We start from the raw sequence: 25,492 nt of genomic DNA on the forward strand, positions 1-25,492 counted from the left end.
AAATGCACAAGGCGGTTTTTCATCAAATTCGCCTTGTGCACCCATTAAACGAGGGAGTTGACCGAGTATGTCTACGAATGTGGCAGATTTAGTGTTAGAAGGGTCGCAGCACCAGCAGGAAACTACCCCTGTGGATGAGTCTTTGAAACCAAAGCTGGGGAGCGACAGAAAGATTGGACCAGTCTCTTACATGTTTATGTGGATCGGCGACGGCGTGAACCTCGGCAATATGACGCTTGGGGCGAGTCTGATTGCTGCTGGAGTGGCAACGCTCAATCTGTTCCAAACGTTTGTAGCTGCGATCCTTGCAATTGGCATCATTTCCGTGGTTTTTGCCCTGAACGATCGGTTCGGATACCGGACGGGCATCCCTTATGTAGTTCAGCTGCGGATGTCATTTGGCATCAAGGGATCTATTATCTCCTCATTCCTGCGCGGAGTGCCCGCCATTGTCTGGTATGGTTTTCAGAGCTGGGTGGGGGCTACGGCGCTAAATGAGATAGTAAAGGTACTTAGCAGCGGCAGCTTCGACAGCATCCCGATTTGTTTTGTAATCTTGCAGGCAGTTCAGATTGTCCTCTCACTTTACGGATTTCATGCAATCAAGTGGGTAGAAATGCTTGCCTCCGTCGTCATCTTGCTGGCCCTCATCTACGTGTTTGGCATCTTGCTCAACTCCCACAGTACGGCGATTTCAGAACACTGGGTCAACGCAAAGGGTACATGGGGACTCCCCTTCTTCGCTTTTATTATGGTATTCCTCGGCAACTATGCAGCAATTTTCTTAAGCGCAGCGGACTATTCCCGAGAACTTAAAAGCGGCATCAGCGATAAAAAACGAAGTATGCTGTATTTCTTGCCTATCTTTATCGCCTACGGATTTGTTCTAACGATCGGGGCGATGATGGCTGCGGCAACAGGCATCTCAAACCCAGTTAAAGCATTCGCTGTGATTGTCGACAATCCGTATATTACAGTTGGAGTATCTGCATTCATCGTCATCGGTGCGGTTGCTGTCAACATGGTAGCTAACATTGTACCGCCCGCTTACGTTATTTCACTCGTTACCAAGCTGAAATACAAACCTTCCGTCATTATCACCGGATTACTAGCACTCTGCTCCTTCCCTTGGATACTCGTGCAGGACTCTTCTGCCAAAGGCCTAAATATGTTCATCCTGATGTACTCTGCATTTCTCGGACCGATCGTCGCCATTATGTTAGTGGAATACTATATTCTTCGCAAACAAGAGGTGAATACGAAAGAGTTGTACCTGGAAGATGGTGCTTTTCAAGGCTATAATCCAAGCGCCATACTTGCCATGCTTATTGGTGCAGGAGCTGCCTTTTTACTCGTCGAGATGGGCTGGATTATTGGATTTACCGTAGCCGGCACTGCATATCTTTTGCTAAGCAAATTTGCTTTCAAAGGTTCATCATTCAAAAAAGATACGATTTTTGAATAATCGAGCTAAATCCTTACATTTAGAAATCACCTATAAGGAGAGACGAGTATGGAACATTATGATCTAATGATTCTTGGCGGTAGTGTGGTACTGCCGAGCGGCGTTGATAAAGTCGATATTGGAATAAAGGATGGAAAAATCGCGGCGATTGCTGCGAATCTAGAGGGTGAAGCAAAGTCTAAGTGGGACGTATCGGGCAGTTATGTACTTCCAGGCATGATTGACGTACACGTTCATTTCAGCGAACCAGGCCGAGAACACTGGGAAGGATTTACGACCGGATCGGCTATGATGGCTGCCGGCGGCTGCACCACTTTCTTCGATATGCCGCTAAACGGCATTCCGTCTACTATAAAAGAGGAGGCGTTGCTGGATAAAGCTCGTCTCGGAAACGAAAAGTCGCTCGTCGATTTCGGTCTTTGGGGCGGACTCGTACCGGGTAACGACGATGATCTTCAGGCACTGGCAGAGTCCGGTGTTATCGGGTTCAAAGCATTCTTGTCCACGACAGGCAACAAGGAATTCGAAGCAGTGGATGATATAACGCTGCTGAACGGCATGAAAAAGATTGCGGCACTTGGCAAGGTGCTGGCTTTGCATTCCGAGAGCGCGGCGATCACCGACTGGCTAAAAACAGAAAAAGAAGCAGCGGGACTTGTCAGTGCTGACGATTATCTGGAGACGCGCCCAATTCTAGCCGAAGTTGAAGCGGTAGAACGAGCACTGCATTATTCTGAAATAACCGGCTGTGCGCTGCACTTCGTGCACATCAGCTCGGCAGCAGCCGTGGCCAAAATCGAGGCGGCGAAGAATCGCGGTATGAATGTTTCTGTCGAGACGTGCCCGCATTATCTGCTTTTTAATCACAACAGTCTGCGGGAAAGAGGCAGCATAGCCAAATGTGCACCTCCACTGCGCGAAGCGCGCGAGCAGCAGCGGCTGATCGCCTTGCTGGTGGATGGCAAATTCGATATGCTGTCGTCGGACCATTCTCCGTGTCCGTACGATATGAAGGACCCGAAAGATTATAACCTCTTCCAAGCATGGGGCGGCATTAGCGGTGGTCAGTTCACGTTGCTATCGGCACTGGAACTCGCAATAGCTCACGACATTCCGCTCACGCAGGTCGCTGCTTGGACAGCGTCAAATCCGGCCGAACGCTTCGGTCTTGCCGGCAGTAAAGGCAGTATCGCCATCGGAATGGATGCGGATCTGGCAATTGTCGATTTGAGCAAAACGTTTACTGTAACAGAAGAAAACTATTATGCGAAGCATAAACAAAGCCTATACATTGGCCATACATTCCCGTGCAGCGTAACAGGTGCCATCGTTCGTGGACATATCGTCGTTCATGAAGGCGAAGTGTCCACGGAGGATCCAGAGGGCTCCTGGCAGAAACCGTATCAGCAAATACTAGGAAAGCAGGGATCATTTTCTTAGGAATATATCTGTTCCAAACATTTAGGAACGCTAGTGAGAGTGCTTCAATAGTAGAGACGAAATGAAAATATTCACCAATGCTGCTTCGATTTGAGCGAGGTTAGCCAGCAGCTCTCCGGTTATATGAGACATGCGGATCAACGTATACCAAACTTTCCTCAAATACGATATAAGCATGACGGTCTGCGGTTTTTCCAAGTAGTTTAAGAAGCACTCTCGGAGCTGAAAGAGGCTGAGGAAAAAGAGAATGATGATAGCTTAAGGAGCTGGAAAAATCAAGGTAGAAGGGGCTAGCAATCATGATAAGCAATCTACAGTGTGTAGAGGTAGAAGTAATAGATGAGGCACTTTTACAGAACCTGAGTAATTTGTTGATTGCAGTAGTGGAAGACGGAGCTTCAATTGGATTCTTACCCCCGCTCAGCCAGAGAGTGCGCGAGCCTATTGGCGGGGGGGTCTAGATGAAGGTGTTCTCCTGTGGGTGGCCAAGGAACGGGAAGTGATCTGCGGGACCATCCAGCTGCACTTGTCATTGAAGGAGAATGGACTGCACAGAGCGGAGGTGGCCAAACTGATGGTTCATCCTGACATGCGCCAGAGAGGTATAGGCAGAGAACTTATGAGGGCTGTGGAGTCCAGGGCTATAGCAGAAGGGCGAAGCCTGCTGGTGCTGGATACTCGTTACGGTGATCCCTCTAATATACTGTACCGGTCAGAAGGATATGTGGAGGCCGGGATGATTCCCCGTTATGCAAAATCCGCAAGCGGAGACCTGGATGCGACGCTTTTCTTCTATAAAGAAATTGGAGGATCCAAGGTCGTGGCCATCTTTGTTTAATGCAGTACTCATAGTTCGAACTGGAACATAAAAGAAAACGAAAATTAAATCTGTGAAAGCCCTTTATGTACGAAATTAGCCACCCTAAATGTTAGTTGATGTCTAACATTTAGGGGTCACTTCAAAAAAGGTGGTTTTTAGTTTTAGTTTTGATTGTATTGTGAGTTTACACTACTAATTTTAATCCTGGTGACTTTAGCATGATCCTAAGAAAAGATGTAATATTAGTTGCTGGACTCAAAATTAGGAGGGAGAATTATGATGAAAAGTGGTAACAGGATATTTTGAAGGTTCTCATTTGGTTAGAAAATCAAAAATGCTGCAGTCCCCGTTACCGGTAGCTGCAGCATAAAACCAAAAGCTTACTATGAAACGTTTTTATATTCCGAGCTTACTTTTTAATTACATTTTTTTTAATGAAATTTTTCACTACGATTTCTTTTTTTATTACTTTTTTCTTTAAGGCTAGGAAGAAAAATTCCTCCAGCTCTACATTCTCGATTATCCAAGCGTCATTTTCATGATCTTCATATATATTTATTATTTGATGCTTTTCTGTTATGCATCTATCTCCCTTACTGTTCATAATAAGCCAAAAGGATGATAAATTGCTGTCCGTATAACTCTCTTTTGCGAACCAATAACCGTAGTTTGTACACTGAACAGCACTAAAAAGTTGCAGTTTCCTCTTCTTGCGATCAACCCACAGGAACGATCCGTCTGCAGATCCATCTCTAAGAATGAAATGATCATTTGAGAATCTTTTTATAATTGAATAATAATTGCCTGACAAAATATAATCTTTCCCATCCATCCGAAGCGTTGAAATACCATCATGATGCAGGATATAGACTTCTCCTTCCTTATCTAGCATAAAATGCGTTTCAAAATCAATTTCTTTAACGGGTAGAACACGTCCATTATCATTAATGTAAATAACATCATTAGCTGAATCAAAGCCGACATATTCACCTAAACTATCTGAAGCTTCCCAATTACTTCCTACAGAAATTAAATCTACTATTGTTTGCCCAGTTTCGTCATATAGTATATTCTGATAAATAAAAGAAGCTCCCTTATTTACAACCAGTTCATAAATACTTATATTCTCAAGAATCAATTGTCCTGATTGATGGTACAAGTCCCCTTGATCTGATGAACGTATACACATAAAGAAAAAGTCACTCAACCTCCTAACTTCGTTGTATTTTATCGGAATATAAATTTCTCCATCTCGCTTTACGACTCCGTACATTCCTCTTTCATCAGTCGTAGTTTGAATAGAAACTATTGAACGATCATTATGGAACGTCTCCATATGTAAGAATTCATCATATACATGTAGTAGCTCCCCATCACTTGAAATCAAAATATAACTATTTGTTGCATCTTTCGTTGAACAAAATAATAAAAAACAATCCGCATCATCAGGATAGATGTTTAATATTTCACTTACAATAAATTGCTGTCCTTCTTTGTTTGTATATCCAACCGATTTGCTTGTTACATCTATGCTGTTGTTAGAGCGTTGTTCAAAGAATTGCTTATAAATGGGCGTGATTTCCTGATTATTAGATCTAACCCATGTATTGTTTTCGTCGTAGTTTAATTTGTAACCAAGTAAATTATGCAATCTCTTCTGTGCGATGTTACATAGCATGCCTTTCTCATTTTGAAAGGTCATTTCAGATGTCCATTGTGCATAGTCTTCTAGAATTTTAATAGCTTCTTCTTTACGATAACCCATTCCAATCGCTTCCGTAGCAATCTCAATTTGCACGGATGGATTTTGTTTATAGAATAGCAGATCATCTACGACACTTTTAAAGACCTGAATATCTCTAGTGAGCTTTTTAAATACATGATTTGTTAGTTTTTTATATACATCCCCAGCTTGCTTAAAGTGTTCTTCTTGATTTAACTGCTTATACAAATCGACTAAACGAATAATTTCTGACGTTGTTTGTTCTTTCAGCATTTGTTCAGCTCCTTTTTAGGCCAAGCTAAGTTTTATTATTCTAATACTAACTCATAATAAAAAAGACAGTGTGTCCTTCAATTAAAAGATGGGTTTCTAAGAACCTATTCTTTAGAAGAACAACTGTCTATATTATATCCTATTTAAGTAGTCCAACAGCATCAACACCAAAACTCTTCATAATCTTAAGTCCTTCTTTATACTGTACATCATATGGCTGAGCATCCATCCAATGTCTTACTGTTCTGTACGGTGCATAGCCTTGTTGTAGACTGTTGTAAAACCCTGTTATTTTTGAATGGGTCGAAGCATCAAGGTCAATTACATTTCTAGCAAAGTGAATATCAAATGGGTTAAAACCTGAACGAGTAATTTGAGATTGTTCTACTATATGATGCCAATGCTTATTAGTACCAGCAGCGCCGATGTTTCTTTTTAATGTATCAAATGATTTGTAAGAGTGTTTTAGTGCATCATCTACAGCTTTTTGACCATACTTAACGATAGCTTTTTGTGCTCCATATCGAACCGCATAGCCAATAATAGCGCCAACGATTAAAGGTACAGCTGTTGGCTGAATCAGTTCATCTTCATTAGCTTGTGGCTCTATACTCTCTTCGGCTAAATTAGCTTGTGACTCTTCATTAGCCTGTGGCTCAATACTCTCTACAGCTACATTAGATTGTGGTTTCTCATTTTGCTCGAGCGATTGTTGAATTGCAAAAGCATTTTGAACAGGTAAAACAGCACTTAAAAACATTACAGCAACTAGTATTGTAATAAGATACTTTTTCACATGATTCTCCTTTTCTCCACAAAATTTTACTTCCCTACTGGAAATATATTTCTACTATACCAAAATAAAAAAAATATATTAATGGTACTTTTTTCCTGTTTGTTTCACCTGATAAAATATTCGAAGCTTCATATCTATGTATCTTTTTGTTTTACTAATGCTTTTTGCCTTGAAAGTAGGAGATAGAAGGGCTCCTACGACTATGCTATAAGGATAAAATTCATATTGATAGGAACGTATGTTTGGAATACAATGATGGCAAAGTAGTCAAAGGAGGTATTGTTATGTTACCGGATTTTGAACGGAAAGTCCTCCGTATTCTTTATAATTATGCTGGACAGCGTAGAAGGCTTCCAACGATTGATGAATTGATTATCAAGACAGGACACAATAAGCAGCGGATCCGTGAAGCCCTACTTTATCTTGAGAATGAGCATTACATATCCTGGTCCGACAAGACGGACACGAATTCTATCCTTATTTTAGAGGGATGGGAACGGCAGCCTGTTAAGCCCAGTGACTTTGACCAGCCGAGTGGCCAGATCCGAAGAAAGGATGTACACCAGGATATGAATTACTGGACATAGTATTAGGAGGGAGTATTATGAGTGGTAAGTAACAAGGCAACGGGGTATTTGAAGGATTACGTATAATTCTTCCGGAGCACAGAGAAGCATTTATGGAAAGAGAGTTTCGAAAAGGAAGAGAAGAGTCCCGCAGCTCGATTACCAAGAGCTGCAATTAACAGAGGAGTTACTAGTAAGATCATTTAATGAGCGTGTTCGGATTAGGCTTGAGCTATTTTATAAGATCGAAAACTCGAAAACCAGTATTTATAGGGAATTGTGTTTACTGTAAACGTGCTGTAGAGGGAAGTTCATCTTGTACTGCAGAAGGATGAATAAAAAGGGCAAGCACTTTATAAGATCAGGGCTGATGCTAGCAGCTCTAACGTGGCAAAGTACGCCGCATAAGTAAGAGCTGCTTGCTGACCTTGACATCATTTACACAAAATTAGGATTTTGTACATATGTCTTTAAGTAACCCTAAGAGAGCATTATGCTAACAACCTACCCCAACCCCCCACCAGTCTTTTTGGACTAGGGTTTTCTTTTTTTATTTTCTTAATTTGTGTAATAAATGACGCTACTTGCTATTATACAGATAGCATCATCTCAAGACTGGACTTAACTTCCAATGCAATTAGATTAATAATTGGCTCTAAATCTCCATTATCGGCTTGCTCCAAGGCGACATAGTAATCTTCACGTTTCTCATTACGAATGATAGCAGGAGGATAACCGTTTTTAAGTAGTATAAAGTTCATAGCAAGCCGACTGACCCTACCGTTTCCATCTGTAAATGGATGGATAGCAACGAGTTTATGATGCAGTACTGCTGCTAGTTTGACAGGATGCATGTCTAAGTTTTTATTGTACCATACAATGAGCTGTTCCATTTCATACGGCACTTGTACTGCAGGAGTATATTGATGGATATTACCGGACATAATCAGCACATGATTATCCATCTTCTTATAAACTCCAGGAGAAAAGTCAATGTCCCTTACTCCCTGAAATAGAATGGCATGAAAATCTTTAATATTGCTTTCGTTTAGATCTCTCTGTTTGATTGCGTCATTTAGGTAATCTATAGCTTCTGCATGGTTTATTATTTCTAAATGTTCTCTTAATGATTTCCCTTTTACGGTCAGTCCTTCTCTTAAGAAGAATGCTGTTTCACGATAAGTGAATGTATTGCCTTCAATTGCATTCGTATGATAAGTCCACTCTTCACGGAATTTTTGAGCAATGGTGTTCATAAGCTTGGGATTGATCGGGCGTTTTTTATCGACCTCTATTCGAAGAGCATCAATTTGATTAAACATTAGCCATTTTCCTTCCTACTTCGTATTACTAGCATTATATCAAAATAAACTCCTATCAATACTACTGCGAGCATCTTTCCTATGAAATTATGAACTGCTTAAGAACTAAATGTTCTCGTTTTGCTGAAGAAGGGGTATTAGATAGATATAAGAAGTTGGCTTTAATCCAGCTTTAAACGTACGAATGAGAATTGTACAAAAACGGGGTCACGAGCTTTCCTGCCATTGTCCAATAATGTATCTTCACAAGCACTATAATCGAATCCAAGAATTTTTATAACGGCATTATCTTCATATATGTATTTTTCTTCTTTGATCCTTGATAGTTGATTATTTGCAAGGTCTAAGTAATATTTTTCTTCTGAATTTTTGATATAAAGAACACTTACTATTTACCCATCATTCATAAAAGTTACTGGTAAGGTTTCACTTGTAATATAGGTTTTCACCCCCATCTTCACACCTTCTTTATTATTGGAAAGATAATCTGCCTTGGTAATGTAATTTAACAAGGCAAAAAGCCTTCTTATACTTAAAGTGTACAAGAAGGCAAATCAGATTGATCACTGTCACATTCACAGGAGAATCACATAAAACTTTTCTTATTTTGCTACAACATGTGCGATGATGCGATCCTCTCCGTAAGTGACAGTTACATCATAACCATCAGCAGATACATGATCAAATTTCCCCTTAACTGCACCTGCAGTGATTATAGTAATATCTTTAGAGCCATTAATCTTATAGTTAGAAAAATCTAGATGCAGACTCCCACCATCAAGATACAACATTTTACCGACATTAACTTGACTGTTATCAGAGTTCATTACCATTTCTAAAGTTCCGCTATCCATTGTAAAGTTCCTACTTAAATTCAGTGCCGCTCCATGAACGTTGACTACAATCGTACCATCCTCTTGGTATAAGTCACCTGCACCAAAAGACGATGCAGATGTAGCCTCCAGTATACCTTCCTGCAAAATTGTACCGCCTGTGTATGTGTTTTTCCCTGTCAATGTAAGTGTCCCTGTTCCTTTTTTCGTAAGCATACCGCTACCTGAAATATCGTTTCTCCACCAGTCTTGTGCATTAAACCGGCCTCTTAAAGCATCCATATCTACCGTTACATTGTCTAAAAACGCACCATATCCATCAGCTGCTGTGACTAAATCCAATCGTCCCCAACCATTTGACTCGTCTAGTACAGGGTAACCAGAGTCAATTGATGTAGTATATAACACTTCTCTACGCTGTTCATCCGATAAATACGGTTGACGAGTTTTCAATAGAGCTTCTGCACCTTCCGGTACAACGGGAGCTAAACCCTTTATTCCAGTTTGCGGTAAACCGTAAGTGAGCTTTTCTCTATAGAAAGCTTTATTTGCTTCATGATTCTCCCATCTTGTTTCATCATATGCGCTGTCAAAATTATAATCCTCGGTTACCGTATGAGCATACTCGTACAGACTCATATTATTTGCCGCAGCGGCTGCTCCAAATACGTCCTCTGCATTCTCATACGCTTTTTCTAACAATTCTTGATTCTCTTTTTTATTAAATGCGTATGCTGCCATAGCTGTAGCTTGTATTCTTGCACCAATCACATCAAGAGGTGAGTGCATCCCGGCGACAATTCGGTTTTCACCCATTTGAGCAGCTCTCGTTAAAAATTCGGAGTATCGCTCAGGTGTAGCATGTGCAAATGGGAAAACAGATAAGTATGATGCACTTGTATGACCGCTTGGGAAACCACCATCTTTACCTCTTCCATCCTCAGCCACTCTTCTTACATAGCTAAGTGCAGGTATAACCTCAACGTTTGTTTCATACTTTTGAAAATGTTTCTCCCCAGTTTCTTTCTTTCCGCCTGAAGGTAAAGGCTCAGTTTTTTCTTCTCCTTCACCAAGCTTTTCCCAAACAGGTAATCCATTACGATCAACGATCTCTTTAACCTCTCCGTTTGAATTCATTCTCCATGGTCTAGGAGAAGAGAAGAAGTATTTCGCAGGATTAGATGAGGCAGGAGTTTTAAAACGAACTGAATCAAATAAAGCAATCATATCCGCAAGTTCGGTATTGGCCCAGTCACTTCCGATTCCCTGGCTTTCGTCTTCCACAGTCATTTCTGTCAATACGACATCCATTTCATGAATATCTCTTTCCACACTAGTCATTGGCTTGATTATATCTACATAAGTGTTAGCCAGAGGCCCAAAACCATCCATCATACTATAAACCTTATCTCTTTGGTCATCGTAGTAGGCTGCGAGTGCTTCTTCTTTCGTGCGATTTTGCGTAACTTCTTCTACATATTTTATATTCGCAACCCAGGTTGCTTTATTTCTAATCTCTTCATTCGCATATGTTTTCTTATTTTTAACTATAGCGGTTGCATCGTTTTTATATCCGTCAAAGTATACGGTCGGCCCGTCTTCATACTTTACGGCTTTTCCGCTTACTCCCTTCTTAGTTAGTGCCGTTCCATTTCTCCATTCCGGTTGGGTCATGGACCATACTTGGTCAAAACCATCCAATATCTGAATGAATGGATTCGTCGTGGCAATGCTTTTCAAAGTGTTATCTGCCGCATTTTCACCATGGTGAACTGGAGATAAAGAGGTCTTGGGCGGTGTAACGTTTAGTTTATTTGTGGTTCCTAGAGGTTTTGATGGTTTAGAACCTGCCTTAGTATTTCTTTCTAGCGCATTTACCAGTACATCGACTGCCTCTGCCCGCGTAATGGAATGAAGAGGTTTAAAACTTCCATCTGTATAGCCGGAAATAATTTTTGCTGATACTACTGCACCAACAGATCCTTTACTTTCTGCCGATATAGACGATGAATCGCTAAAGGCATCTGCAGATGCCTTATCCTCTGTAAGGTTTAAAATACTAGAGATTATCCGTGCCGCTTCTTCACGGGTTATAGATTTTTGCGGCTTGATTGTTTCATCTGTAAAGCCATTCATATATCCAGCAGCAACAGCTGCTGCTACGTCCTTGTAGTACCAGGCATTCATAGAAACGTCTGTAAAGTTTACTTTTTCTTGTTCTGAATATCCAAAAGCAGCATTCACCAAACTCATGAACTCAGCTCTACTTATCGATTTGTTCGGTTTGAAGGTATGGTCCGAATACCCACGAGCGATTCCTAGATCAATCCAAGCTTGGATTTTGCTTTCTACCGAGTGTCCCTTAATATCGTAAAATAGAACCTTCTCATTTGATGCGAAGCTTTGACCTGCAACCGACGAACTTGCCATAGATAACATTAGAAGAAATGCTAGAGATCTTTTTGATTGTTTATTCATAACCTGTAACAACACGCTCCCCTAGTGAATGTTCTAACTACACCAGCAAATGAAGAGAAATCTCAATTTCAGTTGTCTGATATGTCGTTAATTTAGCACTTTGACTTGGGGGCATCTATAGAACAAATTCCGCTTTATAGCATTTCTGTACGATATAGCAAGAGAAAATAAAGTTAATCTCAGTATATGTAAAATGAACTCCATTGTTTTGTGAAATCATACTGCTTAAAAGGTACGACTAATAGTACTCTATATAAGTTGCTGACCCCTTCAAGTAAACAATTGTTGAGGCTTTGTTCCATACTTTAATAGCTGTACTTAGTGATCCCATTTCTGACGCTGATCTTCCGATGTTAGTCATAATTAATAACTGACTTAGCAGATTCGTTGCCGCCTTAAGAATATCGTGTTCATCTGTTTTAGTATTTATCATGTTGGTGTCAATAGATCTAATAGTTTTTCACATAAACCCAAAAAAGTTGCCAATCATAGGGCAACTTTTTGCACTACATTATTAAATTTTACAAACACGGGATCACGAAGCTTTTTAGCTCTAGTCCAGTTTCGTATCTTTACCTGAGCTCCTATAATCGGTTCTAGGTAAACATAATCATCTGTTTCTCCGGTTTTAAGCTTGCTGCTGATCTTGTATAACTCTTGTTTTGCTTTGGGGGATACCCCGAATCTTATCATTCCTACAGGTTTAACTTCACCGCCTGGCTGCTTTACTCCAGCTATCCAGCCAAACTCGCTTTTGCGATATCCCATAATGACGACATCCACGTAAGTCCAGTTAATGACTTTTAGCCAGTCAGCAGAGCGTCTTCCTACATAGGTACTATCCAGTCGCTTCGCAACCATGCCCTCCATCTGGTTAACCTCCATTTGTTTGAATAAGGATTCACCTGCTCCTTGTACATATGGAGTCTTTCCCATCCTTGGATTCTTAAGTGGAATCTCCTGCAGCAGTGCCTTGCGTTCATGTAGTGGAAGCTTACGAGTATCCTGTCCATCATAGTGAAGGATATCAAATACAACGTAAGTTACGGGTAAGGTGCGGGTATATAGGTTGATCTTATCCTCTTTTCTCGCTAGAAATCTCTTCATAATAAGTTCGAAGTCTACCCTTCCTGTCTCTGAATCCACACATGCTAGCTCACCATCTAAAACAATATCCTTATCAAATGGGCTCTCTAGAAGTTCTGGATACTGTCTTAGGCATTCAGTACGGTGCCTTGTATATAGTTTGATCTTTCCTGCCTGGTTCGAATAAATCAAGCGGTGACCGTCAATCTTTGGTTCAAATATATATTGATTGTCTGAGAACGGCAATTGAGCCGTTTCCAATAACATCGAGTTAATGAACATAAATAAACACCTCAAATCAATTATACCGATTAAAAATCGGTTTAGCTGAGGTAAGTCATGGAATACTCTTTTTTTATTCAAAATAATTTTTAAGCTAGTTTGGTTTCACTGCTATATTCAGCCATGCTACGCATGTAATTGCCTGGTGTACACCCATACGTCTCCTTGAATTTTTTTATGAAATAAGCTGAAGTTCCATAGCCTACAGTGCTTGCGATTTGCTCAATCGTCATATTGTCTCTCTCGATCATTGTCTTTGCTTTTTCTAGCCGCTTGCTGGTGACATACTCCGTAAAGGTAACTCCAAGCTCTTCCTTAAAAAGTCTACTCATGTACTTTGGACTTATAAATACTTTTGCAGCTACAATATCAAGCGACAAATCTTCAGACAGATGAACTTCTATATACTGCTTGGCGAGTTCTATACTAGCAACGGATCGTTCACTTGCCCTTTTTTCTATTTTGTTCATAAACACAGCAATAGAGTCCGCGAGCCAATCTCGAAAATCCTGTACATTCTTTATCTGAAGATACTGTTGCTGATATAAATCGGTTTTTTCATCAGTAAAAGGTTTATACCGGGTACACTTGAGATAATCACAGTAAATGAACAAAATATTTGCCAGCGCAAAATGGCAATGATGAGCCGAATAATTTCCTTCATGCAAAACTTGTATCAACCGATCAACAGATTCTATTGCAAGGGCTGCCTGACGAGCTTGCAACTTATCTCTAAATTGACTGAAAAGAGACTGCGAAATTTCATCATGATTATTTTCCCTATCCAAAATTTTATGATCCTTCAAAATGGACTGTCCCGGCAAAAAATATCCATATTTCATCAACACTTCTGCTTCGTTGTAGCTAATGTGGATATCTTTTAATTCTGTAACCCAGCTTCCCCAAGATACCTTCGAATTTTGATTCCACTGATCTTCTCTTCCTGAAATAATTCTACTAGATACTCTATCTAGTATTTGGTTGTTTTGTTTATCCGTACATATAATAATCGCTATTTTGTTATTTGTGAGCATCGCTGATATTACGTGATACTTATGTAAAGGCTCCTGCAATGCTTCTATATTAAGCGAATTCATTAGATGACTGAAAAGAGGTGAATTCTGTGCCGTGACAGTTTCATCTATACTTACGAGCAGGCAGCAGTAATGTGCGCATAGAGGGGGAATAAAGAGTAATGAGATTTCTTTTGCCAACTCCTCAGAGGAATAAGAATTCCGTAACATATTCAACACCACATTATGCTTAATTACTGGGCTGTTCGTAAGTATCGTATCTTCCAAGCTACTGACCTTATTAGTCAGCTCATCAAAGGCATAATCAATTAGGCCGAGTTCATCTGTCATCAAAAGATTAGGCGAATGATCTGTGAAATGCTTGATCTTCATAACGGTTCGTTTGATCGGATGGTAGCTGACAAAAGCCAGAATTCCAGATAAAACGAATCCTATTAGGGTGGCAAATAAACTAATTCCAATTATGAGCTTCAGATTGGAATTAGACAATTTATAAAAGGTGCTTGCAGGCTCTGCACTGTAGATCTTCCAGCCGGTAGTCATAAAAGTATGATACGAAGCGATATAATCGGTATGATGAATGGTTTCTAGGAAACTTCCTGATTCGTTTTTTGACATTAGCACCTTTTGTATACCAGTGTCATGATCCCAAAGAACACCGATATTCCCCTTGCTTGTATCACTTATCGTAGTACCTGATGAATTTAAAATAAGGGTATTTTGGTAATCTGCAGGTAAAATGTCCTTAACTATGGAGCTGATTGCACTCTCTTTTACATCTATAGCAATCAAGAGTTCACTTAGCTGACCGGAGGACTGAAAAGGATAGCTGTGTACATATGTAACTATTTCACTGGCATAAGTATCATGCAGATTGGAGTAGATGTCCTGAGGTACTAACCGGGCCTTAGTCCATAAACTGCTCTTGTTGCTTGTCCGCATGCCACTAACCCATTCTTCAAAATACACAAATTCACTCCCTTCATCAGCATTGAAACGGAGCCCCTGGCTGGAAGATAACATGATCCGCTGTTTTGGGTAGTAGAGGTGCACCGCATGTATAAGATCAGAGTTATTCGTCACTTTTGATTGGATTAACTCCTTAAGTTCAATTACTTCGCTACGATGATTAGCATAAGAAGAATCCGTAAATAAACGAAGGTTTACGTTTTTATCAAGTGAGATATCGAGATGAATCTGCTGAACTCTCTTTAAAACAGCAGATTCAATCGTTTGGACAGTGTTTTTCATCCTAATCTGATTTTTACTAAGCAGCTCTTCTTTGTAATTTTTCGTGAGAATAATATAGAAGGCAGAGCTTAATAACATGACAACAACAAAAACAGCAGTCACATGAGAAATAGCCAAATTAGCTAAGACGGAATTCCACTTTTTCACAATTGACCCTCCTCTCATTCTCGAGCATACCCTATACCCCAGACGAGATTCGACCGATTCAATCGCGATTTTGATTAAATGATTGTAAAATCATAGCTTTAAAAGGCCGAGGACCATCCCATTTTTATAAAAAGTGGAAATTATCATATTGATGGTTGCTATGCTGAAATGCTAGATTGAGATCGATTCATACTTTAACAGGAGAAGGATGGTGTGAAATAAGAGAATTCAGTTAATGAAGAAAGAAGGATGGGACTTGATAACGTCAATAATATTTACTGACAGCTATTAATGCACATGTAGTGAAGCTAGCACCTAAGTAAAGTATCCATGTTCAACCTTTTACTATGAGGAGGATAAAATGAATTATAAATCCAGAGTACTGCGTAACTTTCTGCTAGCACTAGTATTAATCTTGGCCATTCCTTTTAGTTCACAACGAGCCGCAGCGGCAAGCGAAATGGTAAAGTCCGGTTCCTTTAATGTGCTCAGTTACAATGTAGGAGGTCTGCCCGATATTTTCTCAAGTTCCAATCCCGAGGAATACACAGTGCAAATCTCACCAAAGCTAAATGCTTATGACATCATTAACGTGCAGGAAGATTTCAATTATCATGCAGAGTTGATCTCAATGGCAAACCATCCATACCTCACCCCAAGCAGCGGCATTGCAGGCTTCGGGAGCGGGCTTAACAGTTTATCTATATATCCTTATCGGGATTTACAGCGTATTACTTGGAATGATCGGCATGGGCTTTTTGACAGCGGAAATGATGAACTGACACCTAAGGGATTCACTTTCATGACATATGAAATTGAGCTCGGTGTCAAAATTGATGTGTATAATTTGCACGCCGATGCTGGCTCAGATGAACAGTCCCTTGCCGCACGTCGCAGCAATATTAAGCAGCTATCAAATTATATTGAGCAGCATTCGGAAGGAAATGCAGTGATTGTATTTGGCGATACCAATACAAGGTACACCCGTACAGCAGATAATATTGAGATACTGATGACACATAACGGGCTGAGAGATCCGTGGGTGGATATCGTGCGAAGCGGTCAAATTCCGCCAGACGGGGAAGCACTGACGGATGAGTCTGATGTGAACGGTCCTGGCTTTGAGATAGTAGACAAAATATTGTACCGCGGAAGCAGCGCGCTTCAATTAAACGCAGAATCCTTTCGAATTGAAGACACCTACTTTTTAACGGATACTGGAGAGCAGTTGTCTGATCATTACCCGATTACTGCTGAATTTACCTATACCACTTCTCCAAGCGTACAAATCAGCTCTAGCATAGGTGGATCTGGTGGAAAGGGATTTAATGATTTAGAACAGATTCCAGACGCAGGCATTAAGTCGGTTACCATTCAAAGTGGAAGCAGAGTAAATGGTATATCAACAACATATGGAGATGGAACAAAGCTTACACATGGCGGATCAGCCACGGCGAAGACGATAAGTTTGGCATCAAATGAATATTTGACTAAAGCTGTCATTGGAGAAGGTAGCCGTAACGGAGGACAACGGATTTTTTATTTGCAGCTTATCACAAATCTGGGGAACACAGTGACAGGCGGGCAAGCGACTACAGAGCAGATGGTTATCCAAGCTCCGAATGGCTGGTATATTGCGGGTTTCTATGGTAAAGCAGGTGATGAAATGGATCAGCTAGGTGTCATATATAAACCATTAAAATAAGTATTGGATTAATAAGCGCTCCCCTCGAATGCTTTTCGTAATTGAAAAAGAAGATATTCGCTCCGTTTCTGGAGTGTATATCTTCTCTTTTCACTTTTTCTTCAGGTATAGAAGTTACGGACTTTTGTAGGGATTAATGCATAGCTAGATTATCTAAATAGGTTGCCCCATCCGGTTTCAGATGCTCAGGATAAATGAACTATGACCCGAACTTCTGTCATCATATGCGCTCCTATCAAATGTCCTTGAATGCATTCCTTTCTATTGTCCGGTCACTGATACTGCATTCTTCCATCCCCCTAATGCAGTAATATCACATAAGCTTTTAGCGACATAAGCTTCGCACAAGAATCCAGGAATCTCTCGCCCATCCTCGAGCTCAACTTTCCCGATTCCCAGCGGAGCAGGAATAGAAGCTGCGAATTTGCCGAAGGCCGACAAAGGCATTTCCCATATCTCCAGCTGAAGCTGTGCTCCTCCTTCCGAAACTTTAATCAGCCCCGGCTTGGCAGGCATGCTGTCCAGCTTGAAAAGGCGATATTTTGGAGCGGTTAATGTCTCCATTACAAAGCGTGCACATGAAGCATGCATTTGCTTCTCAAGCGGAAAGCCCCGCATATGCAAGCCGCATACGGCAACCAGTGTAGTTTCAGTCTTTACGGAGAGCTCAGACTCTAGAGCCGGGCTACTTTCACCTTCAAATTTCCCCGCTATAAACTCAGCCAGATGTTCCTGTCCCGAAAGAGCGAAGAACGTTAGTCCGAAAGGCAAGTCCTCTGCCGCATCATCCCCAGGCATCGCAATAGCGCACAAATCCAGCAGATTGCAATGATTGGTGTAACGCCCCAGTTCACGGTTCGTGTTTAATGGATCCAGAGCCACATCTTCCCTACGCCAAGTTCCTCCGCAGGTTGGGAGAACTAACACGGCGCTATCCAGCACAGCAGCAGTCTTCTTTTTATATTGCTGCAGCAGGTGCAAAGCCTGAAATACTGAACTTGCGTCATAGTTTTTATCAGCACCAGTCCTGAGTATTTGCTCTGTTACCGGAAGAACACTGCCGGGATGATTTTCTACATAATCGCCGAGAGAAGCCCAGCGTTCCGACACCCAGGCGCTACCGTATAATAACTTGGCTGCTTCCTCGAACAAAGAGATATCAATTCGTTCAATCGAGATACCTAAGGACTCGATCCGCTGCAGTGACTCTTTCCATGCCTTCTCATACTCTGCCTCGAATGGTCCAAAAAACAGATCGGTTTGTTCGGGAATCAGCAGTTTTAGCGGTGCCTGCCTAGGCTTTAGCGGAACTACCTTCGACCAGCAGTCCTCTTCATCTACAAAGCGAACAATTCGGTCCACAGTTAGGGCATCCTGAAGCTGGTTTGTAAATACTGTGACACAATCTAGACTTGCCGAAGCAGGAACAACCCCGCCGACCGACCATGCACCAAGACTTGGTTTAAAGCCAACCAGCCGGTTCAATGCAGCCGGCACCCTTCCTGAACCAGCCGTATCCGTTCCGAGGGAAAAGGCCGCTTGGCCTCGTGCCACGGCGACAGAGGATCCGGAACTCGAACCACCGCTGATGAGCTCTGGTTTCAAGGCATTATGCGCTTCACCATAGGGGCTTCGGGTGCCGACGAGACCTGTTGCGAATTGATCCAAATTGGTTTTCCCAACAGGAATAGCCCCCGCATCAATCAATTTTTGGACGACAAAAGCGTGCTCTTTCGGTACGTATTGAAAATCCGGGCAGGCAGCAGTTGTTGGATAGCCCGCTACATCTATGTTATCTTTGACCGCAAAAGGAATGCCCCATAATGGACAATTTGCTGGGTCTATGGCTTCTAGTCGCTTAAGATAAGGTGCAATCCTTTCCATGGTGGGAGCTTCAATCCATATGTTCATCTCATGATCCGCATTAGCACGCTCTATAATCTCCTCAATGACCTGGATTGGGGTAATTTTCTGTTCTTGATAAAGGTCTTTTAAACAGGTAATGGTTAATAACTTGGGCAGGCTTGCTTTTTCTGAGAAGGTGCATATGTTTTCCATGACGCTTCCGCTCCATTCTTGTTTAACGTGTTTAACTCAATTCTCCTTATGTTTGCTAATTTTAGCCTGCATGGCATACAGCTTTATTGCCATTTCCAGCTGCAGGCGGTCGTCTGCGAGGTCAAAACTGATCTGAAGCAGCTCTTCAATCCGTTCTAGCCGGTGCATGACTGTGTTGTAGTGAGTAAATAACGCAGCCGCGGTTTTTTTCGCGTTTAAATTGTGCTCAAGATAGGTTCTGGCAGTAAGGAGCAAGGAAGCTCCATGCCTGCTATCATAAACGGTGAGAGGTTCAATATATTGATCCCGAAACGAGCTGGCTTCCTCATCGTCAGAGAGTAAATACAGCAGGCGGTAGATGCCAAGCTGTTCCATGGTAACTTGCGGCTGCCTGACTCCTGTAATTTCAGATATCAAAGCCACCTTCACTGCTTCCTGGTAGCTGTCTTGAACCTGATCAAGCGATAGAGCACCTTTCCCGGTACATAGAGAAAAAGAAGGCTCATCGGGATGAGTAAATATCAAAGCAAGCTCTTCCCTCACGGAACGGACAGTAAAATCAGCATCTGCACCGGCCGCGATGAACACAAGCTGATCCCGAATAACAACTCCATGGATATGATGTCTTTGGGTGTTCTCCGCGACATTTATGGAACGCAGATCTATCACTGCTTGTTTAAGTCTGCCCGGGTGTAGCCGCTGATCTAGCGGCCTAGCGAGTATAACGAAAATAGGTACTATATTCGGTAAACAAAAGCCACTAGTTTCTGCTCTCATGTGAATGTCCTTTTCTGTAGGAATACGGCCAAGAAGCCAATCTTGTAAAAACTGATCCACATATTTAGATTCAATCTCCCTGCGCATACGTATGGCTGAAAGCTCCATCCCAATTAAAACACTGACTCTTTCTAGAAGAAGGATATCCATCTTTGAATGCAGAATAGGACAATCCGCCGTAAACAGCACGGCAGATTGCTTACCTCCACTCGCATGGATAGGCGTTGCCCGAATGGGTAAATCCTTATGAATTACAGTAGTTTTTGAAGCCTTACCAACCCCAAGATCTATCCACTGACCAAACGGTTTTCCTTCTAGAATTTCTTTTAAGTCAGTCCCTGTTTCAGATGCATAGAGCTGACCACTGTCATCAAAAAGCGCGACAGGTCGTTTCATGATGGCTTCAAGACAAGCCATAAATTCATCCAGCGGCTTTCCTTCTAACATCAACTGTGACAACTGCTGCACGTGCTGATGCAGTGCGCTTAGCATTCCAGTCTCCTTAGCAAGCACTCTTTCCATCGTTTCCCGCTGCACTTCCGAGAACACGGTATGGGGAGGTAATTCGAAAATCGGAAAGCCATACTGTTCTGCCAGTTCAATTGCATCTTCGGGGATTTCAGACATAAAGCGTTTGGTCTTCACCCCAAGAGCGGCTACGCCCTTTTCAACTAATCTAGGGATCATGCCGGACAACATTGAAGGATTATCCCGAAAAGGATATCCCGTTGTCATCAAAAACTCGCCTGCTTGGGCCCAGTCAGTTATATCTGGAACCTCCATAACATTGGCATGGGTTACCGGATGGCAAAGTCCAGCCTCCCCTGCCCGCAGGCGTATGCCTACTAGATTCGGGAGCCTCAGAATATCAGCGCAAGTAAATTCGGTATCTGCAGATTGCAGCAGTCCATGATTGTTCATATCACATTTTCCTTTACTAACTTTGTTTTTGTCCTGGCTCTATGGCAAGGTTTTTCACGGGTTCTGCAGTTGTGAAGAAGCTTGCGGTTGTTAGCATAATGGCTAAATATGCTAAACCGCCGGTAAGCATGGACATGACAGCAGTGGACAAGAACGGGGCAAACTGGTCAACGATCAGACCAATAAAAGCACCGATCACCCAAGCGGCAAAAGCGGAAATTCGCACCGTTTGGCTGATATCGGCTTTCCTGCGAAGAAAGAGTTGATCACAAAGGATAACAGCGCCGATTGGAGGCACGATAATGCCGAGCAAATTAAGCCAGTCAAAGAAATGGTTCCATGCTCCGGATAAGGCAAAGATTGTGCCGATTACGCCAAGGACAACAGCTGTTTCCCGCATTTTACGACCCGTCAGGCTGGACCAGCCGACAGACGCGTTGTAGAGGCAGTGGGCACAGACGCTGCCCAAATTCAGGAATAGGAGGAGTATCGAAATGTAGGCAATCATACCGCCTTTGCCGGCTATATATAGAAATAGATCAGAGTTTTGGCTAGCGGTAGCTGCAATGAGGCCACCGAAAACCATGGCGATCATACAGGCAAGCGGAAATGCTGTAAACGTAGATGCCAGCGCCTGCTTTTTATTTTTAGACCAGCGATTAAAGTCAGCGGTCATCGTTCCAGAATCAGCAAATAGTGAGATAACCATCGTTACGGCAAGACCCATACTGATCATACCCGTCCCTTGAAAACCGGTGATGGAGGAGAATCCAATGTTCTTGGTTGCATCGTGGACAGCCCACAGTCCAATGAGGAAGAAAAATGGAGCTGATACTGCTCCAATATAGGTGAGTGCTTTTACGCCGAAGAGAGTTAGTACTATAAATAGTACACTGGCAATTAATGTGATGAGGAATGCGTTACTGCCAAAAGCATCATGCATACTGCTGCCAGTCATGCCGGTTTGGACTGCAAACCAGCCGATAACGAGCGTAGACAACAGGCCTGACACAACGCGGGCCCCTTTGCTACCAAAGGTAATGGCCGATTGAAGTGAAAAGTTATATCCTTTGTTCGCCGATAGCATTGCTAGAGTACCCACATAACCAAACAGAATGAGATTTCCGATCAGAATGGATAGCATCCCCGTCCAGAACCCAAGACCGCCAACGATGGTTGCCCCCGTAACTGCACTGGTCATAATCATAGGAAATCCGATCCAGATCATAGATACGGAGAAAAGACTTTTACGTGCCTTGGCAGGAACAGCGGAGTTTTCATACTCTTCTTCTAGTATCTGATTTTTCTGTTCTCTCATTGAAATCATCCCCTAATATGAAATAAGTAGATTTTATTTCACGGTCTTCTTTTGAAGCTGCCTGAGAGTGGATATTCCCTCCTCGGAGTCGGAGACGGCACCGAAAATGCCGCCCTGCATTGTGATCATATTCAGTGCCGCTTGATAATTAGCTGGATCGGTCGCTCCAGTGCAGTCCTCAAGAATAACGCACTCATATCCGCGGTCATTTGCTTCCCGCATCGTTGTGTGTACGCAAACATCTGTCGTAATTCCCGTCAAAATGAGATTCCTGATACCTTTAGTCCGAAGAATCATATCGAGATCCGTGGCGTAGAAGCATCCTTTTCCAGGTTTATCGAGGATGATTTCGCTTGGTAGTGGGGTCAATTCTTCAATAATGTTCCAACCTGGCTGATTGCGAACAAGAATTCGTCCTGTAGGTCCTTCTGAGCCAATCTCGGCACCGACTTGCTTGCTGCGCCATCTTTTGTTAGCCGGAAGGTCAGAAAGATCTTCGCGGTGCCCTTCTCGCGTATGGATAACGGTAAGCCCATCAATACTGCGAGCGCAGGTGAGCATCCGCTGAATCGGCTCGATTGCCCGCCGCGTCAAAGACAGATCATAGCCCATTTGGTCGATGTAACCGCCTTTTCCGCAAAAATCAATCTGCATATCAATAATAATAAGCGCCGTATTTTCAGCTCTTAGATCTCCATCAAATGGAAAGGAATACGGCCTCGAGATCATATGCATTAAAATCCACTCCTTAATATAAAATAAAAGAATTAATTACTTAACATATCATGTTATCTTACCTTTACTATTTGTTAAATTATATTACATATGTATAAGAATGTCATTGTAAGCTATTCATAAAAGATTTTATTTTGTTGTGTGATTTATTCACAAAACCAGCGGAAAACTAAATATTCAGGAACGAAACCTTATCTAATCACACTTTTTAGTGGCACTGATAGTAGTATGAAGTTATCTAAGTCAAACTAGAATGTAATAAAACATGACATCATCTTCATCGGATGCCAACAAGGAAATTCAACTATGAATCTAAGTAGAGGGCAGCATAGGTCAAATGCAGATTGTTTTATCTTTCAAATTTGTTATGTTCCAATTGGATAAGTTAATCTTTAAATATTTCAAGCTCAGGAAAAACCAACAAATTTATAAGGGTTTAACCGATATAGTTAGTAGAGATAGTCGCCGCGTTGGTAGGCATTCTATAAAAATTGAATTAAAAACAAACTTAAGATAGGGAGAGGTTAAGTCTTCCTTGATCGTGTTAGGAGCGAGAATAATGACCACAATAAATACTACGAAGACTTTTGAAGAATGGCTACGTACAGAAGCTAAAGAGACTATAGAAGATGTCATAATGCAAAAGGCTTTATATGAAAGTAATGAGGAGAATGATTATTTTGCTAGCATGGAGATCTTAATCCGGAAATTAAAAACTGAGATGTTTGGAGATACAATTACATTGGCTGTCGATTCATATGGAATTACAAAGAGCCAGAAAAAGAGCGATGTGCTTATTGTAACTGCAATTGTTATGGAACCTACGGAAAATGGTAGCTACCGAGCTTGTATGAATCCCGTAGATCCAACCAATATTTGGACGGTTTCTTCTATTATTTCTTCAGAACGATTTCATATCCCACTCATCAAAGGAAACCTGTTTGAAGCAGAGTATGAAGTGCAACGTCATTTTAAACATATAGATAATTTACTGAAGTTTAAACTAGAGACTTATAACGGGGTACAGGAAATATTAGTAGAACAGTTAAATCGAAGAGGGAATAAGTTATTGGCTCGTGCCGCAACAGAGCTTTTTGGTACAGATGTAGAAACAGCCATTGTAGCCAAATTTCTAGAGAACTACGGTATAATGGAACAAAAATACGAGACTGAATATGCCCAGTTAACAAACCAATATGAACAACTCGAAATGGACGAGGTTCGTTATAAAGAGAGACTACAGCAATTGAATGAGAAGCAGTTACAATGGAATCGTATTCTTGATAGAATCGACCGGAATATGCGACTTGAAGATGATAGTGAAGAGGATGTTCCTCTCCAGGTGCATAAGTGGGAACCAGAAAAAGCTGTAGAGATGCTGCAGTCTATTATTTACCACAATTCTGAGGACGATCTCTTATATGATGAAATGACCATTGAAATGTTCTTCAGAGCTTTGCAGACCAACACGCTTGTCATATTAAGCGGACCATCAGGAACCGGGAAATCAACTCTAGTTACGGAAATGGCTAATGCTATAAAAGGAGCTAAAGTCAAAATTGTTCCGATTCAGTCGGGGTGGACGGACACCCAGGATTTGATCGGTTATTTTAACCCCGTTGATAAATCATTTGTTGCTTCTCCTTTTATGGAGGCTTTAGCAGATGCCTCTCTGGACGAGGAAAAGGAACATTTACATCTGATTTGCCTAGATGAAATGAACCTTGCGCATATTGAGCATTATTTTTCCGAGTTTCTCAGTATTAGGGAACAAAAAAAGCAATATATTTCTCTTTATAATAAACGATTCTATCAGCAGGCTAAGGAATTAATTGAAAACAGTGATGATAGCCTACCTAGAGATCAACAACTTGCTGCTCTAGAATTAATCGAACGTTTTCCATATCGGTTTGAGATTCCTAAAAACGTACGATTTATAGGAACTCTTAATATGGATCATACAGTTAAGTCACTTAGTCCTAAAGTTATTGATAGAAGCTTTGTTATTGAAATTGATCATCTGGATACAAAGGAAAAAGTAAAATTAGAGAATAAAGTAAAACAAAGAAATATTTCCGGAAACATAGACGTTTCTGTGGAACAATTAAGCTCTGTTTATACTGTGGAAAATGCTTTTCTGAATGAAGCACTTGTCTTAATAGAATTATCACGTAGACTTGAGTTGATTTCCAACGCGCCATTAAATAGCCGTGGATTCAAACAACTCACAAAGTATTTGGACTTTGTCCCAAAGAAAAAATTGACTAAACAATTTCTAGAAAGATATTACGATCAGTTAATTATGACTAAAATACTTCCTAGGATTGAGTTGTCTATCCGTGACGAACAAGGAATGAATATCTTGCGTGGCTTTCATGAAGAGATTAATAAGTATCCTCGTTCTGCAAAAAAACTTGCCCGGATGCTTGAAAATAAACGAATTGTTCGATTTTGGTGATGAG

Annotated in this window: 15 protein-coding genes and 1 pseudogene; 6 read left to right on the top strand and 10 right to left on the bottom strand. The window is 41.4% G+C overall.

The annotated features are described in order from the left end of the window. Nucleotides 1–67: 67 nt before the first annotated feature. The 3 genes and pseudogenes from PV403_RS19920 (at nt 68) to PV403_RS19930 (ending at nt 3,743) form a co-directional block, all read left to right on the top strand. Nucleotides 68–1,465 carry an NCS1 family transporter gene (locus tag PV403_RS19920; protein ID WP_332085732.1) on the top strand — a complete coding sequence of 466 codons (1,398 nt, stop codon included), beginning with the start codon at nt 68–70 and terminating at the stop codon, nt 1,463–1,465. A gap of 48 nt (nt 1,466–1,513) precedes the next feature. Beyond that, entirely contained in the window at nt 1,514–2,905 is a 1,392-nt protein-coding gene (locus PV403_RS19925; protein WP_332085733.1) for an allantoinase, read from the top strand. Nucleotides 2,906–3,204: 299 nt separating this feature from the next. Further along, nucleotides 3,205–3,743: pseudogene (locus PV403_RS19930) on the top strand (GNAT family N-acetyltransferase). A 391-nt stretch (nt 3,744–4,134) separates the two neighbouring features. Here PV403_RS19930 and PV403_RS19935 read toward each other — a convergent pair. Together PV403_RS19935 and PV403_RS19940 are read right to left on the bottom strand one after the other, a co-directional pair. Further along, nucleotides 4,135–5,721 carry a hypothetical protein gene (locus PV403_RS19935; RefSeq protein ID WP_332085734.1) on the bottom strand — a complete coding sequence of 529 codons (1,587 nt, stop codon included), beginning with the start codon at nt 5,719–5,721 and terminating at the stop codon, nt 4,135–4,137. A 139-nt stretch (nt 5,722–5,860) separates the two neighbouring features. Continuing rightward, a complete protein-coding gene (locus PV403_RS19940) occupies nt 5,861–6,517 on the bottom strand; it encodes a hypothetical protein (RefSeq protein ID WP_332085735.1) in 657 nt (218 codons plus the stop codon). A 284-nt stretch (nt 6,518–6,801) separates the two neighbouring features. Between PV403_RS19940 and PV403_RS19945 the strand changes: the two genes are divergently transcribed. Then, nucleotides 6,802–7,104 carry a hypothetical protein gene (locus PV403_RS19945; RefSeq protein ID WP_332085736.1) on the top strand — a complete coding sequence of 101 codons (303 nt, stop codon included), beginning with the start codon at nt 6,802–6,804 and terminating at the stop codon, nt 7,102–7,104. A 569-nt stretch (nt 7,105–7,673) separates the two neighbouring features. Here the strand turns inward: PV403_RS19945 and PV403_RS19950 are convergent. The 4 genes from PV403_RS19950 to PV403_RS19965 all read right to left on the bottom strand — a co-directional run bounded on the left by PV403_RS19950 (nt 7,674) and on the right by PV403_RS19965 (nt 15,516). Continuing rightward, nucleotides 7,674–8,405, bottom strand: a complete 732-nt coding sequence (locus PV403_RS19950; protein WP_332085738.1) for a Fic family protein — start codon at nt 8,403–8,405, stop codon at nt 7,674–7,676. A 602-nt stretch (nt 8,406–9,007) separates the two neighbouring features. Continuing rightward, entirely contained in the window at nt 9,008–11,728 is a 2,721-nt protein-coding gene (locus PV403_RS19955) for an S-layer homology domain-containing protein (RefSeq protein ID WP_332085739.1), read from the bottom strand. A 474-nt stretch (nt 11,729–12,202) separates the two neighbouring features. Beyond that, complete coding sequence (locus tag PV403_RS19960) at nt 12,203–13,084, bottom strand: ATP-dependent DNA ligase (protein WP_332085740.1); 882 nt, start codon at nt 13,082–13,084, stop codon at nt 12,203–12,205. An 89-nt stretch (nt 13,085–13,173) separates the two neighbouring features. Beyond that, on the bottom strand, nt 13,174–15,516 hold the full coding sequence (locus PV403_RS19965) for an AraC family transcriptional regulator (protein ID WP_332085741.1): 2,343 nt from the start codon (nt 15,514–15,516) through the stop codon (nt 13,174–13,176). A gap of 361 nt (nt 15,517–15,877) precedes the next feature. On the opposite strand from PV403_RS19965, the gene PV403_RS19970 reads away from it, so the two are divergent. After that, nucleotides 15,878–17,221 carry a jacalin-like lectin gene (locus PV403_RS19970; RefSeq protein ID WP_332085742.1) on the top strand — a complete coding sequence of 448 codons (1,344 nt, stop codon included), beginning with the start codon at nt 15,878–15,880 and terminating at the stop codon, nt 17,219–17,221. Between the two features lie 261 nt (nt 17,222–17,482). Here PV403_RS19970 and atzF read toward each other — a convergent pair whose 3' ends face one another. The 4 genes from atzF to biuH are packed head-to-tail and all read right to left on the bottom strand — an operon-like array spanning nt 17,483 to nt 23,030. After that, a complete protein-coding gene (atzF, locus tag PV403_RS19975) occupies nt 17,483–19,279 on the bottom strand; it encodes an allophanate hydrolase (protein WP_332085744.1) in 1,797 nt (598 codons plus the stop codon). Nucleotides 19,280–19,315: 36 nt separating this feature from the next. After that, a complete protein-coding gene (locus tag PV403_RS19980; protein WP_332085745.1) occupies nt 19,316–20,977 on the bottom strand; it encodes a PucR family transcriptional regulator in 1,662 nt (553 codons plus the stop codon). Nucleotides 20,978–20,993: 16 nt separating this feature from the next. Next, entirely contained in the window at nt 20,994–22,295 is a 1,302-nt protein-coding gene (locus tag PV403_RS19985; RefSeq protein WP_332085746.1) for a cytosine permease, read from the bottom strand. 33 nt (nt 22,296–22,328) lie between these two features. Beyond that, nucleotides 22,329–23,030, bottom strand: coding sequence for a biuret amidohydrolase (biuH, locus tag PV403_RS19990; RefSeq protein ID WP_332085747.1), 702 nt, complete (start codon nt 23,028–23,030; stop codon nt 22,329–22,331). A 559-nt stretch (nt 23,031–23,589) separates the two neighbouring features. Between biuH and PV403_RS19995 the strand changes: the two genes are divergently transcribed. Continuing rightward, the gene (locus PV403_RS19995) at nt 23,590–25,488 is read left to right on the top strand and encodes an McrB family protein (RefSeq protein WP_332085748.1); all 1,899 of its coding nucleotides are present in this window, start codon (nt 23,590–23,592) and stop codon (nt 25,486–25,488) included. Nucleotides 25,489–25,492 lie beyond the last annotated feature (4 nt).

This window comes from Paenibacillus sp. GYB006 (genome assembly GCF_036577645.1).
In the GTDB taxonomy this organism is placed as follows: Bacteria; Bacillota; Bacilli; order Paenibacillales; family Paenibacillaceae; genus Paenibacillus.